Origin of the sequence: Sphingomonas sp., assembly GCF_017744835.1 — a bacterium.
In the GTDB taxonomy this organism is placed as follows: domain Bacteria; phylum Pseudomonadota; class Alphaproteobacteria; order Sphingomonadales; family Sphingomonadaceae; genus Sphingomonas.
In genome coordinates this window covers 106,605-120,168 of sequence record NZ_JAGIAM010000001.1, presented here as the reverse complement: position 1 = coordinate 120,168, position 13,564 = coordinate 106,605, and the positions used below count along the sequence as shown (strand labels likewise).

Here is a 13,564-nt window from a genome sequence, read left to right as displayed (position 1 = left end):
AGCTGCGCCCCCCGATTCCGCGCCGTCCCTCCGCGGAACGGAAGTTGGTTAATTCAACCTTTGGCCGCGTAGCGCGCGCGGAAGTCGTCGGCGAAGGTCTTGAGCCGTCCCTCGCCGATCGCCGAACGCAGGTCCGCCATCAGCGCCTGGTAGAACCAGAGATTGTGCTCGGTCATCAGCATCGCGCCCAGTATCTCGCCCGCGCGGACGAGGTGGTGGAGATAGGCGCGGCTCCAGTTGCTGCATGTCGGGCACGCGCATTCGGGGTCGAGCGGCCCCTGGTCCTCCGCATGCCTGGCATTGCGGATGTTGACCGGTCCCGTCCGCGTGAAGGCCTGTCCGGTGCGCCCGGAGCGGGTGGGAAGCACGCAATCGAACATGTCAATCCCGCGCTCGACCGCGCCGACGATATCGTCGGGCTTGCCCACGCCCATCAGGTAGCGGGGCTTGGCCTCGTCGAGCTGGCCCGGCGCATAATCGAGCACGCCGAACATGGCCTCCTGCCCCTCGCCCACCGCGAGCCCGCCGACCGCATAGCCGTCGAAGCCGATATGCTTGAGCGCGTCGGCCGAGGCTTTCCGCAGTCCCTCGTCCAGCGCACCCTGCTGGATGCCGAACAGCGCCGCCCGCTCGGCATGCTCGCCGCCGGCATCAAAGCCTTCGCGGCTGCGCTTGGCCCAGCGCATCGATCGTTCCATCGCCGCAGCCTGCACGTCGCGCGTCGAGGTGGTGGGTACCAGCTCGTCAAACGCCATGACGATGTCCGAGCCGAGCAGCCGCTGGATCTCCATCGAGCGTTCGGGACTGAGCATGTGGCGCGTGCCGTCGAGGTGCGACTTGAAGACGATGCCTTCCTCGCTGCGCTTGGTGAGCTCGGACAGGCTCATCACCTGATAGCCGCCCGAATCGGTGAGGATCGGCCGGTCCCAGCCCATGAACTTGTGCAGTCCGCCCAGCCGGTGGACGCGCTCCGCGCCCGGGCGGAGCATCAGGTGGTAGGTGTTGCCCAGGATGATGTCGGCGCCCGCGGCGCGCACGTCGGCGGGCTTCACGGCCTTGACCGTGGCGGCAGTGCCTACCGGCATGAAGGCGGGGGTGCGGATCTCGCCGCGCTGCATCGCGATCGTGCCGAGGCGGGCCTTGCCGTTGTTGGCCTGGATGGTGAACTGGAAACGAGGTGCTGACGTTGACATGGGGCATTGCCCTTGCAGCTTCGCAGGCGAGGAGTCGAGGGATGGCGGACGAACGGACCGAAGCGCTACGCGAGATGGCGAGCCACCGCGGCCTGCGGCTGGTGTCGTCGCGACGGCGCAAGCCGGGCGGGGATCTCGGGAAATACGGGCTGAGGCAGCCGGACGGGACGCCGGTGTTCGGCATGGAAGGCAAGACGCTCACCGCTTCGGCCGACGAAGTGGAGGCTTATCTGCGCGACGCGGTGCGCGCGACCTGGGGCAAGTCGGCCGGATCGGCAAAGCCGCGACCGAAAGCCAAAGTGAAGCCCGCACCCGCCCTAAAGCCCAAGCCGCGGCCCAAGCTCAAGGTGGAGAATTTGCTGAAGGCGCTCCCCGCCGCGAAGCGCGCCGAAGCCTTTACCGAGATCCTCGCCAAACCCGGCGTGCGGATCGAGCGGATCGTCTCGCGCGGGCAGGCGACCCCCGACGATGCGCCGATGGTGCAGGACAGCGACGAATGGGTGGTGCTGCTCGAAGGCGCGGCGGGCATCCGTGTCGAGGATTCGCAGGAGGCCGTGCTCGGACCCGGCGACCACCTGTGGATCGGCCGCGGCCAGAAGCATTGGGTGACATGGACCGCGAAGGACCGCCCGAGTGTTTGGCTGGCAGTGCATCTCGATTGAGGAGCTTTTGCATGGCCGGCGAACCCATGAACCCCGGCGACCAAGCCGAACCCGGCACGCCGGGCACGGGCGAGAACCTCTGCCCGCGTTGCGGCGGATCGGGCAGGCTCGACGGAGGTGAATGCCCCGAATGCGGCGGCACCGGCAAGGTGATCCAAGGCATCGGCGGCGGCTGAGCCGCGGCAGCCTAAGCTTCGGGGACCTTCTTGCGCGAAAGCGAACGCCCCCAGCGGAACGCGCCAAAGCCGAGTGCGAAGGGAATGCCGCCGACCAGCAGGGGCAGCATCAAGGTTGACGGGTCCCGCAAGGCTTCGTCGAACACCGCCGCGACCACCGCCAGCGAGCAGAGCCCACTGCACGTCATGACGAGGAGGCCCATCGCGATGAGCACCCCACCGAAAAGCTGCTTCATTCCCGCCCCCTTGCCCGCGCGAGCACCGCTGCCCCCTCGGCGCCGGACCGGTAGAAGCTGTTGTAGGTGTCGAACGGAATGATCTGCCCCTCCGGCGTCACGAAGTGCACGCAGCTGCGCTTCACTGTCGCGAGATCGAAATTGTAGCGATCCAGGAATTGCAGAATGACCACGCGGAAGCTGTTCGCATACCCCAGTTCCTCCGGCACCAGCGCGTGCGGCAGGCAGCACAGGACCTCGGCCAGCTTCTCCTCCGTATTGCATTGCGAGGTGGCGAGGCTGAGCAGCCCCACCACTGCGTCGCGCAGTGCAGGATAGGCTTCGTAGCTGATCGTGTTCGGCCCCTGCAGGATCAGCTCGCGCGGCAGGAGCGAAGTGATCGGCGTCACGTTGCGGCCGTCGCGCAGCCCATAGCCGATGCAGATCTGGTCGGGATTGCAGGGCAGCGGAATCATGTCCTCGATGCCGAACACGCCCGCCTTTGCGACTTCGCGGCGGATCTGGGTCGTCAGCGTGCGGTTCGCCTTGGCATCGAACCCTTGGTTGCGGCCGGCGTCCTGCACGGGCTGGAAGGTGACTCCGCGGACGCAGGCCCAGCCGAGCGCATGGTCGACGATCGCGGCGACCTCATGGTCGTTCACGCGGCGCTTCACCACCGCGACGAGGGTGGTGGACAGGCCGACGCGCTCGAGCGCCTCCAGTGCCGCCTGTCGGATACGCGACAGCCGCGCGCCGCGCAGATTCACCAGCGCGTCATCGTCCAGGCTGTCGAACTGGAGATAGACCTCGAGCCGCGGGGCGTAGCTGGCGAGCCGCTCGACGAAGCCAGGGTCCTGCGCGATCCGCAAGCCATTGGTGTTGATCATCACATGGCGGATCGGCCGGCGCTTCACGGCGTCCAGAATTTCGAAGAATTGCGGATGCAGCGTCGGCTCGCCTCCTGAGAGCTGGACGAGGTCGGGCTCGCCTTCGCTTTCCACTAGTGCGTCGAGCATCGTCTCGATCACCGCTAGCGGCAAATGGCCGCCGTGCATGTCCTCGGCATCGGCGAAGCACACCGGACAGGCGAGATTGCAGGCCGCGTTTATCTCCACGATCGCAAGGCAGCTGTGCTGCTCATGGTCGGGGCACAGACCGCAATCGAACGGGCAGCCGGCCTCGGTTCGCGTCTGGGTGCGAAGCGGACGATCGCCCGGCTTGAGCCAGTCCTTCTGGGAGTGCCAATAGGCGAGATCGTCGCTGATCAGCGTCTTCTGCACGCCGTGCGCGCGGCAGCGCTTGAGATAGAAGACGCAGCCGTCCTCGACGATCACCTTGGCCGGGACGAGCTCGAGGCAAGTCTCGCACAGGCTCGTCGTCTGGCCATGAAAGATATAGGGCGCCGCCTTACGTTCGGGCGACAGCGGCAGGGAGGCGGTCGCGAGCGATCCAGAGGAGGGCATAGGCGCTGAGTCCGATCATCACGAAGTGGAAGACGTTGAACGGGCCGACCAGCGGGGGATAGGGCTTGAGGAACTCCCAGGCAAATCGCTGGACGGCATAGGCCAGAACAAAGGCATGGAAGCCGTGCCGCACCGCCCAGGCGCGCTGCTTCGCCAACGCACGCCAATAAACCGCGAGGAACAGGCCGATCGCAAGCGATTCATAAATCTGCACCGGATGGCGGGACACGCCGTCGCCCAGATCGACACCCCATGGCAGGTTGGTAGGAACGCCATAGGTCTGGTCGCTGAGGCCGGCGAACAAACATCCCCAGCGACCGACGATGATCCCCAGCGACAGCGGGATGACGAAGGGGCCGCCGGTCGATCCGCGCACGCCGCGCACCCATTTCCACAGCTCGACCGCGCCGATTGCGCCGGCCAGCGCCCCAGCGATAGAGTGGGACAATATGGGACGCGCATCGCGCAGCGTGTTGAGCGCGCCCAGCAGCCAGGCGCCGGCCGCGGCGCCCATGCCAAGGCTGAGGAAATATCCGGGCGCAGTCTGACGGGCCAAGCCTTCGACGCTGCTCCTCCGGTGCAGATAGACCCAGCGCGCGCCGGCCGCGGCCACGAGCCAGGCCGCGAGATCGCCGAGATAATGATGCCAAGCGGCGGTCGGGACGTGGAGCACGCGGGTCGATACCATATTCTGCTCTGTGGCAACCAGTCGGCCGGCCGGCCGATTCACCCGTGCGCGCCGTGGCAAACCCGGCTAGCTGGGCGCAGCGAATCCAACGGGGGAGCAACATGCCGAGCGGACTTGTCGCATTGCTGGACGATGTGGCGGCGCTCGCCAAGCTGGCGGCGGCGTCGGTCGACGACGTCTCGGCGGCGGCGGGGCGGGCGAGCGTGAAGGCCGCGGGCGTGGTGATCGACGACACGGCGGTCACGCCGCGCTACGTCACGGGCCTGTCGCCCGATCGCGAGCTGCCGATCATCTGGAAGATCGCGGTCGGATCGCTGCGCAACAAGCTGCTCTTCATCTTGCCCGGCGCGCTGGCGCTCAGCGCCTTCGCGCCCTGGATGATCACGCCGATCTTGATGATTGGCGGCGCCTATCTCTGCTTCGAGGCGGCCGAGAAGATCATCGAGGCGCTGCGCGGCGAGCATCATGCCGAGGAAGTGGTCGAGATCGACGATCCTGCAGCGCTCGAGGCGCGCCAGGTAAGCGGCGCGATCCGCACCGATTTCATCCTCTCCGCCGAGATCATGGCGATTGCGCTGTCGAGCCTCGCGGGACTTTCGTTCGCGACGCAGGCGGCGGCGCTGGTCGCGGTGGCCTTCGCGATCACTGCGGGCGTCTATGGGCTCGTCGCCTTCATCGTGAAGATGGACGACATCGGCCTGCACCTCAGCCGACGCAGCTCGCGCAGCGCGCGCGCGATCGGGCACCTGCTCGTCGCCGCCATGCCCGTGCTCCTTAGCGCGCTTTCGAACCTGGGCGTCGCCGCGATGGTCTGGGTTGGCGGCGGGATCCTGCTCCACGGGCTCGAGCAGTTCGGGCTGGTCGCGATCCCGCACGCGGTGCACCACGTCGCCGAGGCGGCGGCGCACGCCGTGCCGGTGGCGCAGGGCGTGGTCGAATGGCTGGTCGGCGCGATCGGATCGGGCGTGGCTGGGCTGATCGTCGGCGTGGTGATCGTCACCCTGGTGCACCTGCTGCCGCGCAAGCGGCACGCATGAGGGTTCAGCGGCGGTGCGCGGCCACGTAGTCGACGATGTCCTGCGGCGCGCGGAACAGCGCGTCGGGGCCCGCGCCGGCCAGCGCCGCCTCGCTCGCATAGCCCCATAGCACCGAGCCGGAGCGCATGCCGACTTCGCGCGCGGCGTCGACGTCGCGCGTCTCGTCGCCGATCGCCAGCGCCTCGCCAGCGGGCACGCCCATGCGCTTGAGCACGCGGCGGAACTTGGGGACCTTGCCGAACAGCGACGCGCCGCACGCGTAGAAGTCGATCCGCGCGGCATGCTGCGGTCCCAGGATCTTTCGCGCATTGGCCTCCGAATTGGAGGTCACCAGCGCGATCCGGACTCCCGTCGCCGCGAGCCGCTCGAGCAGGTCGGGGGTGCCGGGGAAGAGCTCGATCTGGTGCGCATTGCGCCCGACGCGCTTGCGCAGATGGCGCGCGATCAGCGGCAGCTTCCAGCGCGCGATGCCCAGATAGTCGATCACTTCGCGCGAGCTGCGGTGGCGGAGCATCTCGACTTCGTCCTGCGCCACGGTGCGGAAGCGGAAGCGCCGCGCGAGATCGTCGATGACCGAGAGAAACCAGTCGCCGCTGTCGGAGAGCGTACCGTCGAAGTCGAAGATCACCAGCCGGATCGGCAGCCCGTCCGCCACCGGCGCGTGCACCGCGCTCGGCATCGCCTCAGCCATGTGCATGCCCGTTGCCATGCATGCGGCACTCCGCCCCGTCGGCCACTTCGATCTGCACCGTGGTATGATCGATCCCGAAATCATGCGCCAGCCGGTGCTGGAGGTCGATCAGGAACGAATCGCCGGGGTGGCCGCCGGGCATCACCAGATGCGCGGTGAGCGCGGCCTCGGTGGTGCTCATCGGCCAGATGTGGAGGTCGTGGACGCGCGCGACGCCGGGCAGGCGCGCGAGCGTCTGCTCGACGGCTTCGGCATCGATGCTGGCAGGCACCGCTTGGAGGAGCATGACGATGGTCTCGCGCAGCAGCCCCCAGGTGCTCCACAGGATCACCGCAACGACGAGCAGCGAGATCGCGGGATCGAGCCAGCGCGCGCCGGTGAGCAGGATGATGCCGCCCCCCACCACCACCGCTGCCGAAACGCCGGCATCGGCGGCCATGTGGAGATAGGCGCCGCGGATGTTGATGTCGCCCTTGCGCCCGCGCGCGAAGAGCATCGCGGTGGCCAGGTTCACGACGATGCCGATCGCGGCGACGATCATCACCGGCAGGCCCGGCACCGCGGGCGGATCGGCGAAGCGCTGCACCGCCTCGAGCGCGATCGCGCCTACCGCGACGAGCAGCAGCAGCCCGTTGGCCAGCGCCGCGAGGATCGACGAGCCGCGCAGCCCATAGGTGAAGCGCTTGGAGGCGGGGCGCTTGGCGAGCTCTGCGCCGGCCCAGGCGACGAGCAGCCCGAGCACGTCCGACAGATTGTGCCCGGCATCGGCCAGCAGCGCGACCGAATCGATCAGGAAACCCGCGGTACCCTCGATGACCACGAAGCCCAGGTTGAGCGCCGTGCCGATGGCGAAGGCGCGGCCGAAATCCGCCGGCGCGTGATGATGGTGCCCGTGGTGGTCATGGGCGTGGTCGTGACTGGCGGCCATCGCTGCGGTTTAGCCGCGCAAACGCATGAGATGCTAGGACATCAATTGCGGCGTTCGCGCCGGCGCGTGCCGGGAGCGAACACTGGCGGGCGGATGGTCAGCAGCTCGCGGCGCACGATCACCCCGTCCTTGTCGGCATCGAAGCGCGCGAACAGCAGGTCGAAGCGCTGGGCCAGCTCGGCGAAGCTCACCTGGTTGTCGCCGTCGCGGTCGGTCTCGAAGGGGCTGGGGAGGGTGTTGCGGTCTCCCATCCAGCGCTCGGACCAATCGGAGAAGGCGATATAGCCCAGGCTGCCCTTGTGCCCGGTGTCCACGCTGTCGAAGCTGCGGCGCAATCCGGCGTCGAACTCGGCGCGGGTGACGCGGGCATCGCCATCGGCATCGAAGGCGGCGATCATCATCGCCACAGGCTCGGCGATCACCGTCGCGGGCGGCTGCTGCGGGCCTGCCGGCACGGCCTGGACCGGCGGCAGGGCAGGGCGTTCCTGTGCCAGTGCCGGGGTAGCGAGAAGAGTCGCGAGCAGCAGGGCAAGGCGCATCGGGAAACCTTTCACTTCGAAGGCAGCAGCAGGCTGGCGTCGCCGTAGGAATAGAAGCGGTAGCCGTTGGCGATCGCATGGGCATAGGCCGCCTGCATCCGATCCAGCCCCATCAGCGCCGATACCAGCATGAACAGAGTCGAGCGTGGAAGGTGGAAGTTGGTGACCAGCCCGTCGATGCCCTTGAAGCGATAGCCCGGCTTGATGAAGATCGCGGTGTCGCCTTCGAACGGGCGGATCAGCCCGTCCTCGCCCGCCGCGCTCTCGATCAGGCGCAGGCTGGTGGTGCCGACTGCGATCACTCGGCCACCCGCGGCGCGCACGGCGTTGAGGCGGTCGGCGGTAGCACGATCGATGCGGCCCCATTCGGCGTGCATCTTGTGGTCGGTGGTATCCTCGGCCTTGACGGGGAGGAAGGTGCCGGCGCCGACGTGCAGCGTCAGCGTGGCGTGGCCGATGCCCGCGGCGTCGAGCGCGGCGAGGAGTTCGGGCGTGAAGTGGAGCGCGGCCGTGGGCGCGGCGACCGCGCCGGGCTCGGCCGCGAACATGGTCTGGTAATCCTCGGCATCGCGCGCGTCGGTGTCGCGCTTCGAGGCGATGTAGGGCGGCAGCGGCATGCGGCCGCAGCGCTCCAGCAGCAGCTCGACCGGCTCGTCGCCCGCGAAGTCAAGCGCGAAGCTGCCGTCCTCGGCGCGGTCCGAGGCCGTGGCGGTGACGCCCTGGCCGAAGTCGATGCTGTCCCCGTCGCGCAGCCGCTTGGCGTTGCGGATGAAGGCGCGCCAGCGCCGCGGCCCCTCGCGCTTGTGGAGCGTCGCGCCGATCCGCGCCTCCCCCCGCAGCCCTTCGAGCTGTGCGGGGATCACGCGCGTGTCGTTGAAGACCAGCAGGTCGCCGGCGCGGAGCTGGCGCGGAAGCTCGCGGACGGTCGCGTCACGCGTCTCCGCGCCGTCCAGCACGAGCAGCCGGGCGGAGTCGCGGGGCGCCGCGGGCCGGAGCGCGATCCGCTCCGGGGGCAGCTCGAAGTCGAAGAGGCCGACGTCCACTTATTGCGGCAGCGTGACCTTGGTCTCGCCCTCCGGCAGCGCCGGCGCGACGACGGGCGCAGGCTGATAGGGAGGCGGATTGTCGGCCGCGATATAGGCGTGGAGGATGCGCGTCGGGTTCGCCGGCGGCTCGCCGCGCTCGATCTTGTCGACCCACTGCATGCCGCCCACGACGCGTCCGAAGACGGTATAGTCGCGATCGAAGCCCAGGCGCGGGCCGAACATGATGAAGAACTGGCTGTTGGCGCTGTTCGGGTCCTGCGTGCGCGCGGCCGAGACCGCACCGCGAACGTGCGGCAGGTTGTTGAACTCGGCGGGCACGTCCGGAAGGTCCGATTCGCCCGTGCCGGTGCCGGTGGGATCGCCGCCCTGCGCCATGTTTTCGCCGCCGTCGATCACGCGGTGGAAGGGCGTGCCGTCATAGAATTTGCGGCGGGTCAGCGTCTTGACTTGCTGAACCATCTTGGGCGCGACGTCGGGGCGCAGCCGGATCGTGACGCGGCCGCCTGACGACAGGTCGAGCACCCAGGTATTCTCGGGGTCGGCGGTCGGCGTGGCCGTGTCGGCGTGCGCAGTGGCGGCGACGTCCTTGAACGGCTCGATCTCAGGCTTGGGCGCGGGGGCGCCTCCCCCTCCCTGTGCCAGCGCGGGAACAGCAATCAGCATGGCGGCAGCAGCGGCCATGGCGGCAACGAAACGCATCAACTTCCCCGCTCGAAAAATCGGATTTGGCATTGAATTAGAGCAAAGCGCGTCGGACGGAAAGGCCCGTGCGATCAGCTGCCTTTGCGGCCGATCTCGGCGACGCGGCGCGCGACATCGGCCTCGACCGCCGGCGTCACGAACTTGCGGATCGCGCCGCCATAGAGTGCGATTTCCTTCACCAGCCGGCTCGCGATCGGCTGGAGCGAGACGTCGGCCATCAGGAAGACCGTCTCGATCCGCTGGTTGAGCTGCTGGTTCATCCCCGCCATCTGATATTCATATTCGAAGTCGGCGACGGCGCGCAGCCCGCGCACGATCACGCTCGCGCCCTCACGCTCGGCGAAATCCATCAGCAGCGAGTCGAAACTGACGACATGGATCTCGCCCGCGATGCCACCGACTTCGCGCTTCACCATCTCCATCCGCTCCTCGACCGTGAACATCGGCGACTTGGACGGATTGGTGGTCACGCCGATCACCAGCCGGTCTACGAGCTTCGCGCCGCGCCGGATGATGTCCATGTGGCCGAGTGTGATGGGATCGAAGGTCCCGGGATAGACGCCGGTGCGGATGGTCATGGGGGTTCCTATCGGTCGCGTTCCAGAGTGAAGCGGGCGATGTCGCGGAGCAGATCGGCTTCGGGGCCGAAGGCGTGGAGATGGGCGATGGCCTGGTCGACCAGCAGGCGCGCCTGCGCGCGGGCGCGCTCGAGGCCGAGCAGGGTGAGGAACGTCTCCTTGCCGCGGTCCGCGTCCTTGCGCAGCTTCTTGCCGGCCGTTTCCTCGTCGCCCTCGGCATCGAGGATGTCGTCGGCGATCTGGAAGGCGAGGCCGAGGTCGCGGGCATAGCCCCGCAGGCCCTTGCGGCCTTCCGGCCCCACACGGCCGAGGATCGCGCCGCATTCGACCGCGCAGCCGATCAGCGCACCGGTCTTGAGCGCCTGGAGCCGCGTGACGGTGGGCAGGTCGAAGCTCGCTTTCTCGGCCTGCAGATCCATCATCTGCCCGCCGACCATGCCGGCCGGACCCGCAGCGTGCGCGAGCGCGGTCACCAGCTCGGTGCGCACGAACGGATCGGGGTGCGTCGCCTCGGCGGCGAGCAGCTCGAAGGCGAGCGCCTGGAGGCTGTCGCCGGCCAGGATCGCCGTTGCCTCGTCGAAGGCCTTGTGCACCGTGGGCTTACCGCGGCGCAGGTCGTCGTCGTCCATCGACGGCAGATCGTCATGGATCAGCGAATAGACATGGATGCACTCGACCGCCGTCGCGACGCGCGCCGTGCAATTGCGGTCGACGCCGAACATCCGCGCGGTCGCGAAGACGAGCAGCGGCCGCAGCCGCTTGCCGCCGCCGATCGCGGCGTGGCGCATCGCGCGATAGAGCTGCTCGCGCGGATCGTCCGGAATGGCGAGCAGCCGGTCGAACTGCCGGTCCATCTCGCCCGCGACTTCGCGCAGCGCCGCCTCGAGCGGGAGGGAGGCGTCCGCCACGCGCGCGCTCAGCCGGCGTTGAAGGGCGCGCTGCCCGCCGCGCGGCCCTCGGCATCGGTGCGGATCGCCTCGATGCGCGCCTGGGCGGCGTCGAGCCGCGCCGCGCACTGGCGCCGCAGCCGGTCGCCGCGCTCGTAGAGGTCGATCGCTTCCTGGAGCTGCGCCTCGCCGCTTTCCAATCGGCCGACGATCCGCTCGAGCTCCTTGAGTGCATCCTCGAACGAGAGCCCCGAAATATCCGCTTCTTCCGTCATGCGCCCGCTATGCGGCAGCGGGGGCCATCAAGGCAACATGCTGCGCTGCAAATTGCGCGGGCGGCACCGAGACCCTAGCTCCGCGTTGCTACGGCATCGAGGAGGCCTTCATGTTCACCAGCATCAACCCTGCGACCGGCGAGACCCTGGCCGAGCACGAGGAGCTCGACGCCGACGGCATCGAGATGGCGCTGTCGCGCGCCGAGGCGGCGTTCCAGTCGTGGCGTAATACGCCGCTCGACCAGCGGACCGCGCTGCTCTCCGCGATCGCGGACCAGTGGGAGGCGAACAAGCGCCACCTCGCCGAGACGGCCGTGAAGGAGATGGGCAAGACGCTCGCCGCGGGGATCGCGGAGGTGGAGAAGTGCATCGCCGGCTTCCGCCATTATGCCGAGCACGGGCCCCGCTACCTCGAGCCCACCACGGTGAAGACCGCGAGCGGCCACGCCGTGGCGCGCTGGCTGCCGATGGGGCCGGTGCTGGCGGTGATGCCGTGGAACTTCCCCTATTGGCAGGTGGTGCGCTTCCTCGCGCCGACGATCATGGCGGGCAATGTCGCGCTGCTGAAGCACGCCTCCAACGTCCAGGGCTGCGCGGCGCTGATGCAGCAGCTGGCGAGCGCCGCGGGCGCGCCCGACGGGCTGTTCCAGAACCTGGCGATCAAGTCCGACAAGGTGGCGGACATCATTGCCGACCGCCGCGTGGTGGCGGTGACTCTCACCGGGAGCGAAGGCGCGGGGTCGAAGGTGGCGCAGGCCGCGGGCAGGGCGCTCAAGAAGGTCGTGCTCGAGCTCGGCGGATCGGACCCGCTGATCGTCATGCCCTCCGCCGACCTCGACACCGCAGCGAAAACCGCAGTCACCGCGCGCGTGCAGAATGCCGGGCAGAGCTGCATCTGCGCCAAGCGCATGATCGTGCATGCAGATGTCTACGACGCCTTCCTCGACAAATTCTCGGCCGGCATGCGGGCCGTGAAGATCGGCGATCCGATGGACGAGGGGACGGTGATGGGGCCGCTCTCCAGTGTCGGGCAGCGCGACACGGTGCTCGAGCAGGTCGAGCGCGCCAAGGCTGCGGGCGCGCGGCTGCTGTTCGGCGCCGAGAAGATCGATCGGGAGGGCGCCTGGATGACGCCCGGCGTGCTGGTCGACCTCGATCCCGAATCCGACGTCGCCAAGGAGGAGATCTTCGGCCCCGTGGCGCTGGTCTACAAGGCGAACGACATCGACCAAGCCATCGCGCTCGCCAACGACGTGCCTTATGGCCTGGGCTCGGCGGTGTGGACGAAGGACGAGGGCGAAATCGAGCGGTTCGCGCGCGACATCCAGTCGGGCATGACCGCAGTCAATTCGCTGCTCGCCTCGACGCCCGAGGCGCCCTTCGGCGGCGTTAAGCTATCGGGCCATGGCCGCGAGCTGGGGCCTTGGGGCATGCACGAGTTCATGAACCTCAAGGCCGTGATGTTCGCCGGCGAAGGCGAGCGCACAGGGCCGCAGGCGGGGGACTGAGCCTCGCTATACCCCGGCCTTCGCCGGGGTGCGAAGGGCTTACCGCCCCTCGATCCCGAGCAGCTCGACCTTGAAGAACAGTGTCGCACCGCCGGGGATCGGCCCCTTGCCCTCAGGGCCATAGCCGAGGTCGGCGGGAGTGGCGATCTCGATCGTGTCGCCCACGCCCATCATCGGCACGGCCAGCTGCCAGGCCGGGATCAGCATGCCGAGCGGGAAGGTGGCGGGCTCGCCGCGGCTATAGGAGCTGTCGAACTCGGTGCCGTCGATCAGCGTTCCGGCATAATGGAGCGTGACGGTGTCCTGCACCGTCGGATGCGCGCCCTTGCCGTCGCCCTTGATCCGACGCCAGCGCAGCCCGCCCTGGAGCGGCTGCCAGCCGTCGGCCGCCTTGAGCTGCGCGAGCGCGAGCATCTGGCGATTGTGCCAGGCGGCGTCCTGCGAGGGTCCCGACCCGGTCTGCGCATTGCGCGCGATCGCGACGCCGGCGCCGCACGCCAGCACCACGCCGGCCAGAAGAATGAGCTTGTTCCGATGCACGCGATCCCTCCCGGTGAACCTCTTCGCCGCGCCCATCTCCGCAAAGCGGGCGCGTTGCAAGGGTTTCGATCAGCGCACCACGAAGGCGCCGGTCATCCCGAAGCCCGCGTGGAGGAAATGGGTGCATTTGATCCGGTAGTTGCCCGGCGCAGGCGCGACGAAATGGATGTCGACGCTTTCGCCGTCGTCGAGCTCGACCTTGCCGCCCGCCAGCTTCGCCCGGTCCGCTGCCGGCATGGTCGCGGCGGCGAAGAATTCCTTGGCTGCGAAGCTGTGCCCGCCGTGGCTGGTCAGGTGCAGCAGATAGGGCTGGCCGTGGTGGAGCGCGATCGTGGCCGGCGTGAACCGGAAGTTCGACAGCGCGACGTCGACGCGCTGTTCGGCCGGCGCGGCAGAGGCCAGCGCGAGCGCGGCGAGGGGAAGCAGCTTGTGCATG

Annotated in this window: 18 protein-coding genes; 4 read left to right on the top strand and 14 right to left on the bottom strand. The window is 68.6% G+C overall.

What is annotated here, in order from left to right:
* Positions 1 to 53: 53 nt before the first annotated feature.
* Positions 54 to 1,193: a tRNA guanosine(34) transglycosylase Tgt gene (tgt, locus tag J7500_RS00460; protein WP_294059031.1), complete on the bottom strand. Its 1,140-nt coding sequence runs from the start codon at positions 1,191 to 1,193 to the stop codon at positions 54 to 56.
* Between the two features lie 41 nt (positions 1,194 to 1,234).
* Here tgt and J7500_RS00455 point away from each other — a divergent pair, with 41 nt between their 5' ends.
* Positions 1,235 to 1,855: a cupin domain-containing protein gene (locus J7500_RS00455; RefSeq protein WP_294059029.1), complete on the top strand. Its 621-nt coding sequence runs from the start codon at positions 1,235 to 1,237 to the stop codon at positions 1,853 to 1,855.
* Between the two features lie 11 nt (positions 1,856 to 1,866).
* Positions 1,867 to 2,031 (top strand): hypothetical protein, encoded by a 165-nt coding sequence (locus tag J7500_RS00450; protein WP_294059028.1) that lies wholly within the window; start codon positions 1,867 to 1,869, stop codon positions 2,029 to 2,031.
* An 11-nt stretch (positions 2,032 to 2,042) separates the two neighbouring features.
* On the opposite strand, the gene J7500_RS00445 is transcribed toward J7500_RS00450, so the two are convergent.
* The 3 genes from J7500_RS00445 to J7500_RS00435 are packed head-to-tail and all read right to left on the bottom strand — an operon-like array spanning position 2,043 to position 4,397.
* The gene (locus tag J7500_RS00445; RefSeq protein ID WP_294059026.1) at positions 2,043 to 2,267 is read right to left on the bottom strand and encodes a hypothetical protein; all 225 of its coding nucleotides are present in this window, start codon (positions 2,265 to 2,267) and stop codon (positions 2,043 to 2,045) included.
* The gene (locus J7500_RS00440) at positions 2,264 to 3,709 is read right to left on the bottom strand and encodes a radical SAM protein (RefSeq protein WP_294059025.1); all 1,446 of its coding nucleotides are present in this window, start codon (positions 3,707 to 3,709) and stop codon (positions 2,264 to 2,266) included. Before J7500_RS00440 ends, J7500_RS00445 begins: the two co-directional genes overlap by 4 nt.
* Positions 3,654 to 4,397, bottom strand: a complete 744-nt coding sequence (locus J7500_RS00435; protein WP_294059023.1) for a prolipoprotein diacylglyceryl transferase family protein — start codon at positions 4,395 to 4,397, stop codon at positions 3,654 to 3,656. The genes J7500_RS00440 and J7500_RS00435 overlap by 56 nt, the downstream gene beginning before the upstream one ends.
* Positions 4,398 to 4,498: 101 nt before the next feature.
* On the opposite strand from J7500_RS00435, the gene J7500_RS00430 reads away from it, so the two are divergent.
* The gene (locus tag J7500_RS00430) at positions 4,499 to 5,434 is read left to right on the top strand and encodes a DUF808 domain-containing protein (RefSeq protein ID WP_294059022.1); all 936 of its coding nucleotides are present in this window, start codon (positions 4,499 to 4,501) and stop codon (positions 5,432 to 5,434) included.
* A 4-nt stretch (positions 5,435 to 5,438) separates the two neighbouring features.
* Here the strand turns inward: J7500_RS00430 and J7500_RS00425 are convergent, their stop codons facing one another.
* The 8 genes from J7500_RS00425 to J7500_RS00390 all read right to left on the bottom strand — a co-directional run bounded on the left by J7500_RS00425 (position 5,439) and on the right by J7500_RS00390 (position 11,080).
* Positions 5,439 to 6,143: an HAD hydrolase-like protein gene (locus J7500_RS00425; protein ID WP_294059021.1), complete on the bottom strand. Its 705-nt coding sequence runs from the start codon at positions 6,141 to 6,143 to the stop codon at positions 5,439 to 5,441.
* Complete coding sequence (locus J7500_RS00420; RefSeq protein WP_294059020.1) at positions 6,118 to 7,053, bottom strand: cation diffusion facilitator family transporter; 936 nt, start codon at positions 7,051 to 7,053, stop codon at positions 6,118 to 6,120. Before J7500_RS00420 ends, J7500_RS00425 begins: the two co-directional genes overlap by 26 nt.
* Positions 7,054 to 7,094: 41 nt before the next feature.
* Positions 7,095 to 7,592, bottom strand: coding sequence for an EF-hand domain-containing protein (locus J7500_RS00415; RefSeq protein WP_294059019.1), 498 nt, complete (start codon positions 7,590 to 7,592; stop codon positions 7,095 to 7,097).
* An 11-nt stretch (positions 7,593 to 7,603) separates the two neighbouring features.
* On the bottom strand, positions 7,604 to 8,635 hold the full coding sequence (queA, locus tag J7500_RS00410) for a tRNA preQ1(34) S-adenosylmethionine ribosyltransferase-isomerase QueA (RefSeq protein ID WP_294059018.1): 1,032 nt from the start codon (positions 8,633 to 8,635) through the stop codon (positions 7,604 to 7,606).
* A complete protein-coding gene (locus J7500_RS00405) occupies positions 8,636 to 9,337 on the bottom strand; it encodes a peptidylprolyl isomerase (RefSeq protein ID WP_294059016.1) in 702 nt (233 codons plus the stop codon).
* A 74-nt stretch (positions 9,338 to 9,411) separates the two neighbouring features.
* Positions 9,412 to 9,918: a pantetheine-phosphate adenylyltransferase gene (gene coaD, locus J7500_RS00400; protein ID WP_294059015.1), complete on the bottom strand. Its 507-nt coding sequence runs from the start codon at positions 9,916 to 9,918 to the stop codon at positions 9,412 to 9,414.
* An 8-nt stretch (positions 9,919 to 9,926) separates the two neighbouring features.
* On the bottom strand, positions 9,927 to 10,826 hold the full coding sequence (locus tag J7500_RS00395) for a polyprenyl synthetase family protein (protein WP_294059014.1): 900 nt from the start codon (positions 10,824 to 10,826) through the stop codon (positions 9,927 to 9,929).
* An 8-nt stretch (positions 10,827 to 10,834) separates the two neighbouring features.
* On the bottom strand, positions 10,835 to 11,080 hold the full coding sequence (locus J7500_RS00390; protein WP_294059012.1) for an exodeoxyribonuclease VII small subunit: 246 nt from the start codon (positions 11,078 to 11,080) through the stop codon (positions 10,835 to 10,837).
* Between the two features lie 110 nt (positions 11,081 to 11,190).
* Here J7500_RS00390 and J7500_RS00385 point away from each other — a divergent pair, with 110 nt between their 5' ends.
* On the top strand, positions 11,191 to 12,588 hold the full coding sequence (locus J7500_RS00385) for an NAD-dependent succinate-semialdehyde dehydrogenase (protein WP_294059010.1): 1,398 nt from the start codon (positions 11,191 to 11,193) through the stop codon (positions 12,586 to 12,588).
* A 39-nt stretch (positions 12,589 to 12,627) separates the two neighbouring features.
* On the opposite strand, the gene J7500_RS00380 is transcribed toward J7500_RS00385, so the two are convergent.
* Entirely contained in the window at positions 12,628 to 13,092 is a 465-nt protein-coding gene (locus J7500_RS00380) for an FKBP-type peptidyl-prolyl cis-trans isomerase (protein ID WP_294060643.1), read from the bottom strand.
* Between the two features lie 105 nt (positions 13,093 to 13,197).
* Entirely contained in the window at positions 13,198 to 13,563 is a 366-nt protein-coding gene (locus J7500_RS00375) for a plastocyanin/azurin family copper-binding protein (protein WP_294059008.1), read from the bottom strand.
* Between the last annotated feature and the right edge of the window lies 1 nt (position 13,564).